The organism is Psychrobacillus sp. FSL K6-1267 (assembly GCF_038003265.1).
Taxonomy (GTDB): domain Bacteria; phylum Bacillota; class Bacilli; order Bacillales_A; family Planococcaceae; genus Psychrobacillus; species Psychrobacillus faecigallinarum.
On the sequence record NZ_JBBOOR010000001.1, the window covers coordinates 3,284,523 to 3,302,139 of the forward strand.

The 17,617-nt window shown below is 37.0% G+C and carries 18 protein-coding genes; 8 read left to right on the top strand and 10 right to left on the bottom strand.

The features are described 5' to 3' along the window. The 7 genes from MHB55_RS16935 to mutY form a co-directional block, all read right to left on the bottom strand. Entirely contained in the window at positions 1–984 is a 984-nt protein-coding gene (locus tag MHB55_RS16935; protein WP_151112941.1) for an ABC transporter ATP-binding protein, read from the bottom strand. Continuing rightward, positions 959–1,978 carry an ABC transporter ATP-binding protein gene (locus MHB55_RS16940; protein ID WP_151112939.1) on the bottom strand — a complete coding sequence of 340 codons (1,020 nt, stop codon included), beginning with the start codon at positions 1,976–1,978 and terminating at the stop codon, positions 959–961. Before MHB55_RS16940 ends, MHB55_RS16935 begins: the two co-directional genes overlap by 26 nt. 188 nt (positions 1,979–2,166) lie before the next feature. Beyond that, entirely contained in the window at positions 2,167–3,918 is a 1,752-nt protein-coding gene (locus tag MHB55_RS16945; RefSeq protein ID WP_144541440.1) for an ABC transporter ATP-binding protein, read from the bottom strand. Positions 3,919–3,976: 58 nt separating this feature from the next. After that, positions 3,977–4,516 carry a nucleoside tri-diphosphate phosphatase gene (gene ntdP / locus MHB55_RS16950; protein ID WP_144541438.1) on the bottom strand — a complete coding sequence of 180 codons (540 nt, stop codon included), beginning with the start codon at positions 4,514–4,516 and terminating at the stop codon, positions 3,977–3,979. Positions 4,517–4,651: 135 nt separating this feature from the next. Beyond that, entirely contained in the window at positions 4,652–4,861 is a 210-nt protein-coding gene (locus MHB55_RS16955; protein WP_225216174.1) for a gamma-type small acid-soluble spore protein, read from the bottom strand. A gap of 104 nt (positions 4,862–4,965) precedes the next feature. After that, positions 4,966–5,709, bottom strand: coding sequence for an enoyl-[acyl-carrier-protein] reductase FabL (gene fabL / locus MHB55_RS16960; protein WP_144541434.1), 744 nt, complete (start codon positions 5,707–5,709; stop codon positions 4,966–4,968). Further along, positions 5,706–6,776, bottom strand: a complete 1,071-nt coding sequence (gene mutY / locus MHB55_RS16965; protein WP_154310029.1) for an A/G-specific adenine glycosylase — start codon at positions 6,774–6,776, stop codon at positions 5,706–5,708. Before mutY ends, fabL begins: the two co-directional genes overlap by 4 nt. Positions 6,777–6,902: 126 nt before the next feature. On the opposite strand from mutY, the gene MHB55_RS16970 reads away from it, so the two are divergent. Beyond that, complete coding sequence (locus MHB55_RS16970) at positions 6,903–7,883, top strand: metal-dependent hydrolase (RefSeq protein ID WP_340863702.1); 981 nt, start codon at positions 6,903–6,905, stop codon at positions 7,881–7,883. Between the two features lie 32 nt (positions 7,884–7,915). On the opposite strand, the gene MHB55_RS16975 is transcribed toward MHB55_RS16970, so the two are convergent. Genes MHB55_RS16975 through recX form a run of 3 tightly spaced genes read right to left on the bottom strand, consistent with a single transcriptional unit; the run spans position 7,916 to position 9,306 of the window. Continuing rightward, entirely contained in the window at positions 7,916–8,170 is a 255-nt protein-coding gene (locus tag MHB55_RS16975) for a YfhJ family protein (RefSeq protein ID WP_144541428.1), read from the bottom strand. A gap of 1 nt (position 8,171) precedes the next feature. Further along, positions 8,172–8,501 carry a YfhH family protein gene (locus tag MHB55_RS16980; RefSeq protein ID WP_144541426.1) on the bottom strand — a complete coding sequence of 110 codons (330 nt, stop codon included), beginning with the start codon at positions 8,499–8,501 and terminating at the stop codon, positions 8,172–8,174. Further along, positions 8,491–9,306, bottom strand: coding sequence for a recombination regulator RecX (gene recX / locus MHB55_RS16985; RefSeq protein ID WP_144541424.1), 816 nt, complete (start codon positions 9,304–9,306; stop codon positions 8,491–8,493). Before recX ends, MHB55_RS16980 begins: the two co-directional genes overlap by 11 nt. A gap of 101 nt (positions 9,307–9,407) precedes the next feature. On the opposite strand from recX, the gene MHB55_RS16990 reads away from it, so the two are divergent. From MHB55_RS16990 to MHB55_RS17020, 7 genes are all read left to right on the top strand, one after another. Beyond that, positions 9,408–10,304, top strand: a complete 897-nt coding sequence (locus tag MHB55_RS16990; RefSeq protein WP_144541422.1) for a TIGR01777 family oxidoreductase — start codon at positions 9,408–9,410, stop codon at positions 10,302–10,304. Positions 10,305–10,435: 131 nt separating this feature from the next. Continuing rightward, on the top strand, positions 10,436–11,245 hold the full coding sequence (locus MHB55_RS16995) for a polysaccharide deacetylase family protein (RefSeq protein WP_151112929.1): 810 nt from the start codon (positions 10,436–10,438) through the stop codon (positions 11,243–11,245). Between the two features lie 126 nt (positions 11,246–11,371). Continuing rightward, complete coding sequence (gene rlmD, locus MHB55_RS17000; RefSeq protein ID WP_154310028.1) at positions 11,372–12,745, top strand: 23S rRNA (uracil(1939)-C(5))-methyltransferase RlmD; 1,374 nt, start codon at positions 11,372–11,374, stop codon at positions 12,743–12,745. Between the two features lie 127 nt (positions 12,746–12,872). Further along, positions 12,873–13,397 carry a YehS family protein gene (locus MHB55_RS17005; RefSeq protein ID WP_154310027.1) on the top strand — a complete coding sequence of 175 codons (525 nt, stop codon included), beginning with the start codon at positions 12,873–12,875 and terminating at the stop codon, positions 13,395–13,397. Positions 13,398–13,948: 551 nt separating this feature from the next. Continuing rightward, complete coding sequence (gene exaC, locus MHB55_RS17010) at positions 13,949–15,469, top strand: acetaldehyde dehydrogenase ExaC (protein ID WP_154310026.1); 1,521 nt, start codon at positions 13,949–13,951, stop codon at positions 15,467–15,469. A 23-nt stretch (positions 15,470–15,492) separates the two neighbouring features. Then, positions 15,493–15,852: a DUF779 domain-containing protein gene (locus tag MHB55_RS17015; protein ID WP_144541412.1), complete on the top strand. Its 360-nt coding sequence runs from the start codon at positions 15,493–15,495 to the stop codon at positions 15,850–15,852. Between the two features lie 296 nt (positions 15,853–16,148). Continuing rightward, on the top strand, positions 16,149–17,564 hold the full coding sequence (locus MHB55_RS17020) for an alanine/glycine:cation symporter family protein (protein ID WP_144541410.1): 1,416 nt from the start codon (positions 16,149–16,151) through the stop codon (positions 17,562–17,564). Positions 17,565–17,617 lie beyond the last annotated feature (53 nt).

Here is a 17,617-nt window from a genome sequence, read left to right on the forward strand (position 1 = left end):
TCAATGCTGGACTGCCTCATTATAAAGATGGCAGGCAACAAAATGACTGTTCTTAACTTCCTCTAGCTTCGGTTTAACGGTTGTACAAACGTCCATTTTAAAAGGACAACGTGTATGGAATGTACAGCCTGTAGGAGGGTTAGAAGGGCTTGGAATATCTCCTTCTAATATAATTTGCTCCCTTTGAAATTGTGGATCAGGTACTGGCACAGCAGAGAGAAGTGCTTTTGTATAAGGGTGCAGCGGCTCTGCATACAAATTCTCACTAGGTGCAAGTTCAACCATTCTACCTAAATACATAACCCCTACTCGGTCGCTAATGTGACGGACCACTCCTAAATCGTGGGCGATAAATATATAGGTCAGTTTTAACTCCTTTTGCAAATCCTGCATAAGATTTAAAACTTGAGCTTGAATGGATACATCGAGTGCAGAAACGGGCTCATCCGCTATAATCAGCTTTGGATTGGTCATAAGTGCTCTAGCGATTCCAATACGCTGTCTTTGTCCACCACTGAACTGGTGAGGATATCGTTTTGCGTGATAGCTGCTCAATCCTACAATTTCTAAAAAGTCATGAACCTTTTGTCTGCGAGTTTTAGGATCTCCGATTTGATGAACTATAAGCGGCTCCATTAAAATCTTCTCCACTGTATGACGAGGATTTAGAGAAGCATAAGGATCCTGGAACACCATTTGGATATCTCGTCTAACCTTGCGCATGGCCGAGTCTGAAATCTTCGTTAAATCCTTTCCTTCAAACATCACATTTCCTTCTGTTGGCTCTAGCAATCTCATAAGCATACGGCCTGTAGTAGATTTACCGCAGCCTGATTCTCCAACAATCCCTAACGTTTCTCCCTCATTCACAAAGAAAGATATGTCATCTACTGCTTTTACATAACCCACTTTTTTTGACAAAACACCCGAACGAATAGGAAAATATTTTTTCAGTCCGTCAACTTTTAACAGCGGCTCTGTCATAATCTGCAACCTCCTTAGAGTCATACAAGAAACATCTTGTTTTATGTCCCTCCGATGTTTCAAAAAGAGGAGGATTTTCCTGCAGACAGCGTTCGAATGCAAATTCACATCTTGCAGCGAATCGACAGCCCTGCTTTATAACTCCTGGCTTTGGCACATTACCAGGAATAGAATATAGTCGTTGCTTTTTGTATCTCATGTCAGGCACTGATGCAAGTAGCCCCTTTGTATATGGATGCTGAGGGTTTTTAAAAATAGTGTCAACTAGTCCTTCTTCTACTACTTTTCCTGCATACATGACCACTACACGTTCACAGGTCTCGGCCACTACACCAAGATCATGAGTGATAAGAAGTACAGCTGTATTTAGTCTTTTATTCAGATCTCGCATTAGCTTTAGGATTTGTGCTTGGATCGTAACATCTAATGCTGTAGTCGGTTCATCAGCTATCAATACCTCTGGATCACATACAAGCGCCATTGCAATCATAACCCTTTGACGCATACCACCTGAAAGTTGGTGAGGGTAGTCCTTCATAAGTGCTTCTGCTCTAGGAAGACCAACAAGCTTGAGCATCTCAACCGCTCTGTCCTTAGCTTGTTTTTTACTCCATCCTTTTTTATGTAGGGTTATGGCTTCCATAAGCTGATTCCCAATTGTAAATAAAGGATTTAAAGAGGTCATCGGCTCCTGGAATATCATAGCAATCTCATTTCCTCTTACTTTTCTCATCTCTTTTTCAGAGAAAGTAGTTAAATCCTTGCCTTTAAATAAGATTTCTCCATTTGTTATTTTTCCAGGGGGACTAGGAATTAGACCCATAATTGATAGTGAGGTAACACTTTTACCACAGCCTGATTCGCCTACAATGCCTAAGATTTCCCCTTCTCTAACATGGAAATCTACATAATCAACAGATGGAATAACACCATCATCTGTAAAAAAGGAAGTTTGAAGACCTTTCACTTCTAATACTTTTTTTCCTTGTTCCATGATAACTCTCCTTTTTTACAAGACTATTTAAAATTTTCATTATATTTGTTCATATTGATATTTTACACATTTTAGCATTTTATGCAATACTTTTCGGACTATTTAAAACCTTCCCTATATTCAATAATCCATAAAAATAGTATAAAAAACACCCAATAAGAACAAAATCGCCTTATTGGGTGTGTTTGTTAGTCCACAGTATCTAATTGTTGTATTTGAAATAAGTTATAATATACCCCTTTGTCCTTCATGAGTTTAGCATGAGAACCTTCCTCTGCTAATTCTCCATTTTCTATAACAAATATTTTATCTGCGTGCGTTATTGTGGAAAGTCTATGTGCTACGATAATTGTTGTTCGATTTTGTGCCAAACGCTCTAAAGAATCTTGAATTAAAGATTCGCTCTCTAAATCTAATGCTGAAGTCGCCTCATCTAGAACCAATATCGTTGGATTTTTTAAAAATACACGTGCAATTGCGACACGTTGCTTTTGACCTCCTGAAAGCTTAACTCCACGCTCTCCAACCTTTGTTTCGTATCCATCAGGCAGTTCCATAATGAAGTCATGTGCATTAGCAGCTTTTGCCGCCTCTATTACTTCTTCATCACTTGCATCTGGTTTACCCATTAAGATATTCGATTTTACGGAGTCACTAAACAAAATATTATCCTGTAGGACAATTCCTATTTGTTGTCTAAGCGATTCAATCGTCACGTCGCGAACATCTTTTCCATCGATTTGTACGCTACCTGATGTCACATCATAAAATCGGGGAATCAGGCTAATAATAGTGGACTTACCCCCACCACTCATCCCGACAAATGCAACTGTTTCACCAGCATTTACTCTAAGGTTTATATTATTAAGGATAGTTTGACCGTCTTTTTCATATTGGAAGGAAACATTGGAAAAGGTTACTTCCCCATATGTATTGCCTAACTTTTTAGCTTCAGGTTTATCGACAATATCATATTTCTCATCCATCAACTCAAATACTCGATCCATAGAAGCAAAGGATTGTGTTAATGTTGTTGAAGAATTAACTAATCGTCTTAAGGGACTATAAAGGCGCTCAATGTAAGCTATGAACGCAGCCATCGTTCCTACAGATAATCTTCCATGAATAGCCTCATATCCAGCGTAAGCAATTACTAATAGTGGAGCAATATCCGTAATAGTATTAACTACAGCAAATGCTTTTGCGTTCCATATCGTCTGATCCACTGCTTTATCTAGAAATTCTCCGTTCGTCTCATTGAATAATTTTTGTTCATGTTTTTCTAGTGTAAAGGTTTTAATAATACTCATCCCTTGGACACGTTCATGAAGATAGCTTTGTACTCCTGCAAGAGCCTGGGATCTCTTTCTTGTTAAATCACGAAGTCTTCCAAAAAAGAATTTAACACTGAATGCGTAGAACGGAAATGCTATTAAGGTAACTAATGTTAGCTTGACATTCATTGTCAACATAATGCCGATAGCTATTAGAATGGTAGCTAGATCAAGCCAGACATTCATCAAGCCAATCATAACAAAGTTTTTTGTTTGTTCTACATCATTAATAACGCGAGAAATCACTTCTCCTGCACGTGTGTTGGAATAGTATTTTAAGCTGAGTTTTTGAAGATGTATATATAGCTTTTGACGTATATCATACAAAATTTTATTGCTGACTAATTGTGCCAAATATTGTCGATAATACTCGATTGGTGGACGAACGATTAAGAATACCAATGCGGTACCACCTAGCCAATAAATCAGTTGTTGGATTTTCTCATCCGTTGACATATCGCCGCCAATAATATCATCAACGACAATCTTAATCAATACAGGTATAAATAGTGGAATTGCAAATTTAATAACCCCAATAACAATTGTCAGGAATATTTGCCAATTATAAGGTTTTACAAATTCCATATATCTTTTCATGGTACTCACAAAATTACTTCCTTTCTTAAAACGGAAGAACCTGTTGTAAAGTCAACAGGTTCTTCAACTATTCATTCAGCTGTTTATAAAAATGATAACGACTTGTCCATGCCTCTATAAAGTCGGGAGCAAACGGCCCTCTTCTTTGCTTAATCCAAGAAATTAGTTTTTCTATATTTCGCTCAAGAATAGCATCCATCTCATCTGGATAATTCATTTCTCTTTTATGCTGTTCGTATTCATCCTCATCTAAAATAGTGTAGGTCATGTCTGGAAAGACCTTCACATCTAGATCATAATCAATATATTTTAACCTTTGATTGTTGTAGACAAATGGCGAACTAATGTTGATGTAGTAATATACGCCGTCTTCTCGAAGCATACAAATAATGTTAAACCAATGCTCTGCATGAAAGTAACAAATGGAAGGCTCTCTTGTAATCCATGTTCGGCCATCTGCCTCTATTACAAGAGTACGTTCGTTTGCACCTATCACAATATTCTTGGTGCCTTTTAAAACCATCGTTTCCTGCCAGACACGGTGGATACGGCCATTATGCTTGTAGCTGTGAATTTGAATAATTTCTCCTTCTGTTGGAATCGCCATGATTTAGCCACCTTTTCACCAAGCGCAAAATTGAATATTATACTTATTTCCCTATTATAGCAATCCATAGGAAAAAACTGTAGTAAAAAAATCAGCGAAGGCAAAATGCCCTCGCTGATTTTTGGTGAATCCATGTTATTTTGATTGGTTAGAAGAACCGTTCGAAAACTTCCCGCTAGCTTGTTGTTTTTTCATTTCAGCTTGACGGTTTTGCTCTTTAACTTGTTGAATTACAGTTTCTGAAGCAAACTCTTGTCTTTTGTTTGGTTGTTGACTGTTATTCTTTTTCATGGATTTCACCTCCGTACAAAATATATCATGTGCACTTTTGGAGATAATATTCATTTGAAATTTAAAAATGTTAAATTGAATTTTTTACTGCGGCGAACTGGAAGAAAGTAATTGATTTCCTCTCTATGCGGTCCAAATTAATGACCACATACTAACAATTACATTTTAATCGAACGTCCACCGTCCACTATAATAGTTTGTCCACGGATCATTGATGCGTCGTCGGATAGCAGGAACATTGCTGTTTTTACCATGTCTTCAATTTCAACCATTCGACCTGCCGGAGTGTTCAATCGAGCATCCTCTAATAATTGCTCTCTGTTTGGGAAATGCTTTAAAGCATCAGTATCTAATGCTCCACCGGAAACTGTATTAACTGCAATTCCTTTTTCAGCCAGCTCTACTGCCAAATATCGAGTGATAGACTCAATAGCAGCTTTAGATACACCTACTGTTGTGTAGTTTTCTAAATATCTAATAGATCCTAATGAGCTAATACCTAAAATTTTACCGCCATTCGGCATAAGCTTCGCAGCTTCCTGTGCTCCGAAAAGCATTGCTTTTGCATTAATATTCATCGTCCAGTCCCAATGGGATTCCTCTAATTCCATTATTGGTCGAAGAACGCCAGAAGCAGCATTACTAACGAAAATATCTAAACGACCGAACTCATCTTTGATTGTTTGGAACATCGCACGAAGCTTCTCTATATCTCCTACGTTTGCACGAATAAGCAAAGCTTTTTGACCTAAAGCTTCAATTTCTTGAACAGTTTCTAATGCAGCTGTTTTACTGCGCGCATAATTGACCACAATATCATAGCCATTTTTCGCAAGCTCGATGGCAATTGATTTTCCTAAACCTCTGCTGCTACCTGTTACTAATGCTACCGGATTTGTCATGTGATACTCTTCCTTTCCTTCCATGCATTCCACATTTTTAATACGGGAATAGGCATTGGTTGATTGTTAACTTCTTCTATAGAATACCATTGGCTATTCAATGATATTTTTTTTTCGTTCATAAGCTTTGCTTCGAAGCTTTCGATTTCCCAAACAAGATGAGAAAAAATATGCTTAAATGCTATCAATTCTTTTCCTTTTTGAATTTCCACTCCATAGTCAAGCTCTACCACTTCCTCAACTGTATGGGTGGAAGTTGGCAGCTCAACCATAGGGAATTGCCACATATTTGCAAGCAATCCTTTAGAGGGACGCTTCTCTAACAAAATTTTACCATCATTTCGTTGAATCACTACTGCCTTCATTTTATGTAATTTTGTCTTTTTATTTATTGTTTTTATTGGCAGTTCCTCTTGAACTCCCTCATAAAAAGCCGAACAATATTCTCGCACTGGACAAAGTAAACATTTGGGCTTCGTAGGAGTGCATATAATAGCCCCAAGTTCCATTAAACCTTGGTTAAATGCTGAAGGGTTATCCTTAAACATCAAGTTCATAACAGCTTCTTCAAATAACTTTTTCGTCTTTTGTTTAGCAATGTCCTCTTTTATCAATAAAATTCGAGAGAGTACTCTCATTACATTTCCATCAACTGCATGCTCCGGAATATCATATGCAATGCTTAACACTGCTCCAGCCGTATAAGGTCCAACGCCCTTTAGCTTTGATATTTCCTTTCGGTTGTTCGGTACGACGCTATTATATTCTTCTACAACTTCCCTTACTCCTGCTTGCAGGTTACGGGCTCTTGAATAATAGCCCAAGCCTTCCCACTCTTTTAATAGTTCTCCCTCTTCCGCTTCTGCAAGTGATTCCAGAGAGGGATATTTAGAGATAAATCTCTCATAATAAGGGATAACTGTATCAACCTTTGTTTGCTGTAGCATTACTTCGGAGACCCAAATTTTGTATGGATCTTTTGTTTTTCTCCAAGGCAAATCTCGTTTTTCCTCTAAAAACCAGGATACTAGTGACTCACCAATTTGCTTATTATATAATTCGTTCACATTTAGATTCCTTTCCCTGCGATTATGGTATGTAATAATAGGGTATAACTTTAATAATTACTTTGTTAATTTATCTACTTTATCTTATGATTAAGATAACTTGTTTCCTAAAGGAGCTGGTCACACATGGATACAGGTACACATATCGTTATGGGTATTGCACTTGGTGGTTTGGCAATGGCAGATCCCGTCGTTACAAGTAGTTCTCTAACTACTACTGCAGTAATTGCAGGAACTATAATCGGATCTCAAGCCCCTGATATAGATACTGTTCTAAAATTAAGAAATAATGCAATCTACATACGCCATCATCGTGGTATTACCCACTCTATTCCAGCCGTTCTTTTATGGCCGTTACTAATATCTGGTGTATTGTGGTTAATTATCCCTGAAGCAAATTGGCTTCATCTTTGGCTTTGGACATTTTTAGCAGTGTTTCTTCATGTCTTTGTTGATATTTTTAATTCATATGGAACTCAGGCATTGCGCCCCTTCTCTAAAAAATGGGTGGCATTGGGAGTCATAAATACATTCGATCCAATCATATTTGGTATTCATGTACTAGGCCTATTATTATGGATGTTTGGATTTAATCCAGTACCTACATTCCTAACAATGTACGCTATAATCGCTATTTATTACATTTTACGCTTTGCGGTGCAAAGTGCTGTTAAAAATAGTGTAAAGAAAACGATTCCAGATACAACAGAAATTATTGTTGCTCCCACTATAAAATTTTTTCAATGGAGAATTGCAGCTAGCTCAGAGACCCATCATTATGTAGGTAGAGCATACGGACGTTCCATTACAATTTATGATAAGTTTGAACGAGAGGAAATTCCTGATTCTCCTTTAGTAGAGGCAGCACTTAAAGATACAAACCTAAGTGCCTTCACTTCGTTTTCGCCTATTTACAGATGGGAAATAACAAAGTTCGAACGTATTCACGAAGTACGTCTTATCGATTTACGTTATAGAAGTAACGATTATTATCCTTTTGTGGCAGTTGTGCACTTGAATGAAGACTTGGAGATTATCAACTCATACACAGGCTGGATATTCAGTGAAGATAAGCTAAGAAAAAAATTAGACTTTTTACCTCATTAAAACAGAGACGCTAGGAATCATATTCCTAGCGTTTAATCTGTATCCAGTAAATGCTTGTATTTTTCATTCGTGGTTGCAAACTCATGCAATTGTCCGCCGTAGCCATCTATCCACTTTTTAATGACCATTTCTGTCACCGCTGCACCTTTGTATTCATAACCTGCACGCGCATAGGATGATTCAAAATCAGACCATAGTAATTCTATCCAAGCCCTTGCCTTTTCAAAGGACAGCTTATCATTTTTCTCTAGTAATAAATTTGTTAACTCATTTATTTTAGTTTCCATATTATTTTCCTTCCTCTAATGGCTCTAGTATAGAAATTGGTAATGCTTCCTCGTACTTATCTCCACCTAAACGATATCCCCAAGCAAATTTACCTTTTAAATATTCTACTTGAAAGAACATCCCTGGGTCACCACTAATTCTATACATTTCTCCTGGTTTAATCGAATTGACATCAGTAAGGAAAGATTGAGCCATCATTGCTTTTCGTTCATATACTGCATACTCATTAACAATGCCTAATTGCTCTGCCTTTCTTGCTTTTTCTTTTAAGTTAGCAATTTCAGTTCGAAGCTCCTGCTCCGACATCTGACTATATTTTTTATTGTTCATCTAGTGCTTCCAACTCCTTCTTTTCTATATACAAGTCTATATGCTCAGCAGGAAATCCTTTTAGGTAAAGTGCCTGCTTCACACGCTGTTTCAGATCAAAGCCACTATATTTGGAAGAATACTTCCTCCAGATTTTCTCTCCTTGAGTTGCAATTATGTCTAGCCATTCTTCATCTTTCTTTTCTAGCTCAAAGGAATCAATTGCTTGAGAAATGATGCTAAAGTTATAACCTTTTCTTTGAAGGTTTTCCTGCACCTTTTGTTTGATTTGCCGAGGGGTTTTATTTTGGTTTTGATTGATAATTTTTTCAGTTAGCTTTTTGGCAATAGAAACCTGTTCCTCTTCCGAGTATGTAGCAAGCACTTCCTCCTGAAGTTCCTTTTCTATCCCTTTTTTCTTCAGTTCCTGACGAATAGCAGCAGGGCCTTTCTTGCTACTATTTTTTTGAGTCTCAACTAAAGCCTTTGTAAAACTTTCATCATTTAGAAATCCGTGCTCATACAATTTACGAATAGCTTCTAACACGACAGCCTCGCCGAACTCACTTTGTAATAGCTTTTGCTTTACCTCATGCTCACTTCTCATCCGAAAGCTTAAATAATTGATGGCTTTATTATAAGCCTTTCGCACTTCATCATCAAAAACAATTTCATCTAAAGTGAAAGCCTCAATGACTTTTCCTTTAGTCAGTTGATATTTTATCAAGACTGCCTCGTCTACACTAAAGGCATACTTTTCATCCAAATATAAATTATACCGTTCATTATTCTTTTTTTGACGTCCTATTTTTGTAATAATCGGCATACGATAATCTCTCCATTCCACTTACTTTAAGTATAACGTATAAATTCGTGTGTGATAAATGATTGAACTGTTACTATAGTGTAAAGAGGAGGCTGATTTAGATGAAAGTAGCAATAACTGGCGGAACTGGTTTTGTAGGAAGAGCTTTGACGAGGCTGTTGGAACATAAAGGACATGAAGTTATTATTTTATCGAGGTCACGCTCGCATCAACAAGGTAACGTCACATACATTAACTGGCTTTCAAATGATACTAGACCTGAGGAATATTTGGAGGGTATTGATGCAATAGTAAATTTAGCTGGAGAATCGATTAATAACGGACGTTGGTCAGAAAAGCAAAAAGAAAAAATCTATGATAGCAGAATGCAAGCCACCAACGAAATAATTCGTATTATAGGAGTATTAGGGCAAAAACCAAAAGTATTAATCAATGCAAGCGCTATAGGAATTTACCCCGCTTCTAACGAGAGAATATATAACGAACGTTCTACTGAGAAAGGACATGACTTCTTAGCTAAAACAGTAGCTGATTGGGAGCAAAAAGCTTCCTCCGCTGAGGAATATGGAGTCCAAGTAGCTTTTGGGAGATTTGGAATTATATTAGGCAGAACAGAAGGAGCGCTTCCGTTAATGGCACTCCCCTACAAAATGTTTGTTGGCGGTCCTATAGGAAAAGGAGATAATTGGATGTCCTGGATTCATGTTCAGGATGTCGCTAATGCGCTTTTATTTGCAATTGAGAACAATATAGGCGGACCTTTTAATGTAGTTGCCCCCGATCCTAAAAAGATGAATGAATTTAGTAAAACACTGGCGACCGTATTAAAAAGACCTCATTATTTTCCGGTTCCAGCATTTGCTTTAAAATTTGCACTTGGCGAAAAAAGCCAACTTGTCTTAGAGGGTCAAAAAGTACTTCCTGAAGTATTGATAGCAGCTGGATTCGCTTTCGACTTCCCTGATCTAGAAAGTGCCTTAAATGATATATATAAATAGTAAGTCCACTTGCATTATAGTAAAACTAACCAACTGGTAAAAATGAATAAATCCCACTCCCAAGTGCAATCTATTTTTAAAGAGATTGCGCTTTTTTGTGCAAACATTCATTAGAAAAGGAGCAAATAATTATGTGGAAGCAGCACGTAATAGGAATTATAATAGCAACCTTTATCATAAGCCTCGGCTTTTCCTATGAGCCATTTACGGCAGAAGCGAAGGAGATACATTGGGGATTTAAAAAAGCTCGAGATGAAGTTCCACCTGAGGCCGGAGCAGAACTAGATGCATTGTTAGAAAAACACGGGGCAATTTATAAAGGCCCTGCTGATAAGAAGATTATATACCTCACCTTTGATAATGGTTATGAGAACGGCTATACCGCTAGTATTTTAGATACATTAAAAGCAGAAAATATTAGTGCCACCTTCTTTTTAACAGGCCATTATCTAGAGAGTGCCACCCCACTCGTAAAACGTATGATTGAAGAAGGACATCAAATAGGTAACCATTCTTACGGGCATCCAAATCTTGCAAAAATGTCAAAGGATGAAATAAAAAAAGAACTACAGAAATTTGATAACCGTCTAAAAGAGCTTACTTCTTTAGAGAGAACTACTGTCACTAGACCTCCCGAGGGAATTTTTGATGAAGATGTATTAGCTGCAGCAAATGAAATTGGTCATCAGCATTTTTTCTGGTCAATCGCTTTTATTGATTGGCATCGAGATCAGAAAAAAGGTGGTCAATATGCTTACAACGAGTTAATAACACAAATTCATCCAGGGGCAATCGTCCTTATGCATACCGTGTCTCCTGACAATGCAGATGGGCTTCCGGCCTTTATTAAAGAAGCGAAAAAACGAGGCTATACATTTGGTAGGATTAATGATCTTAACTTATCCAAACTAGATATACCTGATTATTCTCTTCCACAGTAAATTCCTTTATAATAGATGTTAATGCAACTAGGTGCCAGTTAGTATCATTAACTGGCACCTTTAACTTGCAACCGACCATATAAAAAAGTTATACTGTTTTATTGGTTGATAAAGGACGTGAAGGATATGAAAGAACAAACAGTTATAAAAGTAGGACAAGAGTTCCCACTTACTATAAAGAGGCTAGGCATTAATGGTGAAGGAGTCGGCTTCTTTAAGCGCAATGTAGTATTTGTTAAAGGAGCACTTCCTGGAGAAGTGGTAACTGCTCAAGTAACTATAGTAACTCCAAAATACGCAGAAGCAACGATAAAAAAAATCAGACAGGCTTCTCCAGACAGAGTGAAACCACCTTGTCCAGTTTACGAGGCTTGCGGAGGATGCCAACTTCAGCATATGTCCTATGAGCGAGAGCTAATTGAAAAAAGAGACATGGTAATCCAAGCGCTTGAGCGATATATGAAAGACCTAACTCCAACGATTGAGGTCAGATCTACGCTTGGGATGGAAAACCCTTGGTTATATCGAAACAAAAGCCAGTTTCAAACAAGACAGCTAGGTAATGATGTAATCGCCGGTTTGTATGCAGAAGGTACTAACAAGTTAATCGATATTAACGAATGTATGGTACAACATCCTGCCACTACCCGTATCACAAACGAAATAAAAGCGTACTTAAAAGAGCTTAACATTCCAATTTACGACGATAAAAATCCTCAGGGACTTGTTCGTACTATTGTTGTGCGTACCGGAATGAAAACTGGGCAAATCCAAGTGACATTAGTGACTACCCAAAAGAAAATGCCACGTAAAGAAGACCTTGTACAAATGATTCGCAAAATTGATTCTAATATTGTGTCCATTAGCCAGAACATTAACCCTGGAAAAACATCTTTAGTGTTTGGTGATACGACCTTCAATTTATTTGGTAAGGAAATCATTCAAGAAAAACTTGGAGAATTGGCATTTGACCTATCTGCTCGTGCATTCTTCCAATTGAATCCTGAACAAACTGAGCACCTTTACGATGAGATTGAAAAAGCTTCCGGATTAACTGGTAAAGAAACAGTAGTGGACGCATATTGTGGTGTCGGAACAATTGGGCTTTGGCTTGCTAAAAATGCTAAAGAGGTTCGTGGTATGGACATTATTGAGGAGTCTATTAAGGATGCTAAGAAAAATGCTAAACGTAACGGCTACCAAAACACGATGTATGTTCATGGAACTGCAAAAAAATGGTTGAAACAATGGCAGAGCGAAGGATTTGTACCAGACATACTGACAGTAGATCCACCTCGAACTGGGTTAGATCAGGAGCTTCTAAAAACAGTGCTAGAAATAAAACCTAAACGTTTTGTGTATACTTCATGTAATCCTTCCACTCTTGCAAAGGACTTGCAGGAGCTGACGAAAATTTACCATGTAGAATATATGCAGCCTGTTGATATGTTCCCACAGACAGCTCATATTGAAGTAGTTACTTTGCTTACGTTAAAATAATGGTTCATTGTAAAAAGGATCCGGGAATCTGAGTGATTCTCGGATTTTCCTCTATACTGTTTATCACTGTAGAAGGAAAGCTGTTACATAACATTAGAAGCATTTAAATGCTAAAGGAGGATTATAAATGGAAAATAATGATATATTGATCCGATTGAGATATGCATTAGATATTAAAAACAAAGAAATGGTTGAAATCTTTAAACTTGGTGGCGTAGAAATTTCCAAGGAAGACGTTTTGAAGCTGTTAACTAAATCCAAGGATAGCTTTGAAAGTGACTATGATGAGAGTCCTGAGGAAGAGGATAACCAATTAAAATGTAACAATAAAATGTTAGAATCCTTTTTAAATGGTCTTATTACTTTTAAAAGAGGACCACAGGAGCAAAAACAAGGACAACAAGTAGCCCCACCATCCCCATCTGGAAATAGTGAAAGTGTCAATAACATGCTTATGAAGAAAGTGAAAATAGCATTGGCATTAACAAGTGAGGATATGATTGATATTCTAGAAGAGTCAAGAGTAGCGATTACGAAAAGTGAGTTAAGTGCCATCCTACGAAAAGAAGGTCACCGAAACTATAAAGAATGTGGCGACAAATTTGCTAGAAATTTCTTAAAAGGGTTGGCCATCAAATATAGAGGTATATAAATCCTCGGTGACTGTCTGTTGAGCTCTCTATCATTAAAAATATATTGAAAAGGCAAGAATGCTGCTGTTAAAGCAACATTCTTGCCTTTTTATATGTTCTATTTTCAGACCATTCTAGAACGTATCAGCACAAATATTATCTTTTTAGAAACAGTTTACTGAAAAGATTTTTTTAATAATATATTTTTATTTTAGTAAAGAAATATCCCTTATGAAAGCTAATCTAAATCTTAATTAAAATTAGAATAAAGATTCATTATATATGCATAAAAATTCATAAATTATTTTATTATTCTGTTATAATACATAACACAAAAATCCAGTTAAATATATATAAAATTGTTATATATCAATTATCTAATGTTAAATAATTACATATTAACCAATTGTATATTTTCAATTTTAAAAAGAAACTTTTATTTTTAATTGTGAATAAAAAATGAATTTATTTCTTGCTTTCTTTTTTTTTCTGGTGCATGATGTGATTATTGTAAGGCGTCAGACGTCTGAACATTAAGTGATAAAAATAATAATTTTTGGGGGCAATAAATATGATTTATGCAAATCCTAATACTGCGGGTGCAGTAGTTGACTTTAAAGATCATTACAATAATTTTATCGGTGGACAATGGGTAGCTCCAGTTAACGGAGAATACTTCGATGTAGTATCACCACTTACAGGTGAAGTATTTACTAAAGCCGCTCGTTCTACAGAAGCAGATATCGAGCTTGCATTAGATGCTGCTCATGCTGCTAAAGGTGCTTGGGCTGCAACATCTGTAGCCTACCGTGCGATTATTTTAAACAAAATTGCTGACCGCATGGAAGAAAACTTAGAAAAAATTGCTGTTGCGGAAACTTGGGATAATGGGAAAGCAGTTCGTGAAACATTAAATGCTGATATTCCATTGGCTATAGATCATTTCCGTTACTTTGCAGGGGCTATCCGTGCTCAAGAAGGCGGTATTAGTCAAATTGATAACGATACAGTAGCTTATCATTTTCATGAGCCGATCGGGGTTGTAGGACAAATTATTCCTTGGAACTTCCCACTACTAATGGCTGTTTGGAAAATCGCTCCAGCATTAGCTGCAGGTAATACAATTGTTATGAAGCCAGCTGAACAAACACCTGCTTCATTAATGGTGTTATTAGAGCTTATCCAAGATATCCTACCAACTGGTGTTTTAAACGTTGTAAACGGTTTCGGTGCAGAAGTTGGGAAACCACTTGCTACAAACCCACGTATTCAAAAAGTAGCGTTCACTGGTTCAACTGGTGTTGGTCGCTTAATCATGCAATATGCAACTGAAAACATTATTCCTGTAACATTAGAGCTTGGTGGTAAGTCACCTAACGTGTTCTTCGAAGACGTTATGGATGCAGATGATGAGTTCTTAGACAAAGCAATCGAGGGCTTGGTATTATTCGCGCTTAACTCTGGTGAAATTTGTACTTGTCCATCTCGTGCACTTGTTCAAGAATCAATTTATGAAAAATTCATGGAACGTGCATTAGAACGCATTAAAGCTATTAAAATTGGTAACCCATTAGATACAGAAACTATGATGGGCGCTCAAGCTTCCAACCAACAATTACAAAAAATTCTTTCTTACATTGAAATTGGTAAAGAAGAAGGCGCAGAATTGTTAATCGGTGGAACTCAAAATAAACTTGAAGGTGACCACGAAGGCGGTTACTATGTTGCACCAACAGTTTTCAAAGGGAACAACAAAATGCGTATCTTCCAAGAAGAAATCTTTGGACCAGTACTTTCTGTTACTACATTCAAAGACTTTGACGAAGCAATGGAAATTGCGAATGATTCTGAGTTCGGATTAGGTGCTGGAGTTTGGTCTCGTAACATTGACACAGCTTACCGTGCTGGTCGTGCAATCCAAGCTGGTCGTGTTTGGACAAACACTTACCACCAATACCCTGCTCATGCAGCATTCGGAGGATTCAAGCAATCTGGTATCGGTCGTGAAAACCACTTAATGATGCTTGAACACTATCAACAAACTAAATGTATGCTAGTTAGCTACAACAAATCAGCAATGGGCTTCTTCTAAACAGTTAGAAAAGAGATGAAAGAATGGTAGAACGCATCGTAGCAACAGAAAAAGCTCTTACGCTAATCAATGAGCTTGAGACAAAGCATGGGGCAATTATGTTCGTACAGTCTGCTGGCTGCTGCGATGGTTCTGCTCCAATGTGCTACAGGCAGGGAGACTTCTATATCGGAAGTCGTGACCTCCTAATTGGTACAGTTGGAAATGCGCCCTACTATATGCACCAGTCTCACTACACTTATTGGCAACATACACAGCTAATATTAGATGTCGTCGAGGGCATGGGGGCAGCCTTTTCTCTTGAAAGCACAGAAGGTATTGCATTTCATATTCATTCTCGTGTATTTTCAGCCGAGGAAAGAGCGGAATTACCTACTCTTTAACTTGATATGGATAAAAAGAATAATCTTTTTATCCATATTTTTTTATACCTATTTACACAAATAGTGTAATTAGACTTTCCTCTTTGAAATTTTTATTATAAAATTATTAGATTGTAATATTTCTGTTTGAAAATAGAGAGTTGGTTTTTACACAAAACCAACTCTATTTATTTACTCAACAAAATTCATCTTACAAAATGAGCATTTGTGAGATGTTTAGATAAGAGAAATTAAACCAATCTATATAAAATAGGTATTACATAACTAGCGTTACGGATTTTTAGGAGGAATTAATAATGAGTTTGTTTGAAAGTATGTTACAGGATGTGAATAATGCTTTATATTCTTACATATTAATCATACTCTTAGTAGGAGTAGGAATATTTTTCACAGTAAAGACAAAGTTTATTCAAATTAGATTAATACCAGAAATGTTCCGTGTTGTTACAGAAAAAGCTACTGTTGATAGTTCTGGAAAAAAAGGCGTCTCTTCCTTTCAGGCTTTTACAATATCTGCGGCCTCTCGCATTGGTACCGGCAACATAGCTGGTGTTGCAACCGCTATTGCGCTCGGAGGACCTGGAGCAATATTTTGGATGTGGATGATTGCTATTATTGGTGGTGCTTCTTCTTTAATAGAAAGTACTCTGGCACAGGTGTACAAAGTTAAAGATGGTAACATGTACCGTGGTGGACCAGCGTACTATATGGAAAAAGGATTAAATAAGCGTTGGATGGGTATTCTTTTTGCAGTTGTGATTACTCTTACATATGGATTTGTTTTTAATGCAGTGCAAGCCAACACTATCACTATTGCTTTTGAAGAGAGCTTTGGATCTAGTCGAGTAGTAGTTGGTATCATTTTATCAATATTTACTGCAGTCATAGTTTTCGGTGGTCTTAAGCGAATAGTAAGTGTTACGCAAATTCTAGTACCAGTTATGGCATTAGCATATATTGCTGTTGCTCTACTTGTAGTTTTTTTGAACATTAGTGAATTACCAAATGTATTCATTCTTATATTCAAATCAGCATTTGGTTTTGAAGAAGCATTTGCAGGGATGGTCGGAGCTGCCATCATGAATGGGATTAAAAGAGGATTATTCTCAAATGAAGCAGGGATGGGTTCTGCCCCAAACGCAGCGGCGACTGCTTCCGTTTCTCATCCTGTGAAACAAGGTCTCATTCAAACACTTGGTGTTTTTATTGATACAATAATTGTTTGTACATCAACAGCTGCCATTGTTTTACTTAGCGATGCATACCTTCAATCTGAAGCAGCTTCGGTTAATTTAACACAGGTTTCTTTAGTTGATAGCTTAGGTAGCTGGGCAAGTACATTTTTAGCCATCGCGATATTTATGTTTGCTTATAGCTCAGTAATAGGTAACTACTATTACGGCGAAACAAACATCGGCTTTATCAAGGAATCCAAGACTATGCTACTTATTTTCCGTGTACTTGTAGTCGGTTTTGTTATGTTTGGTTCTGTGGCAAAAGTTCAACTTGTATGGGATTTAGCTGACCTCTTTATGGCTTTAATGGCTATCATTAACCTAGTTGCTATCCTTATGCTATGGAAAATTGCCAAACGTGTTATAAATGATTATGTGTTACAACGAAAAAAAGGATTGGATCCTGTATTCTACAAGGAAAATGTACCTGACATAGGAGAAGTAGAATGCTGGGGTGATGAAGACAAAGATCGTTAACATTATAAATGGTTGGTAGTGGAATATCACTACCAACCATTTTTTATTGCTAT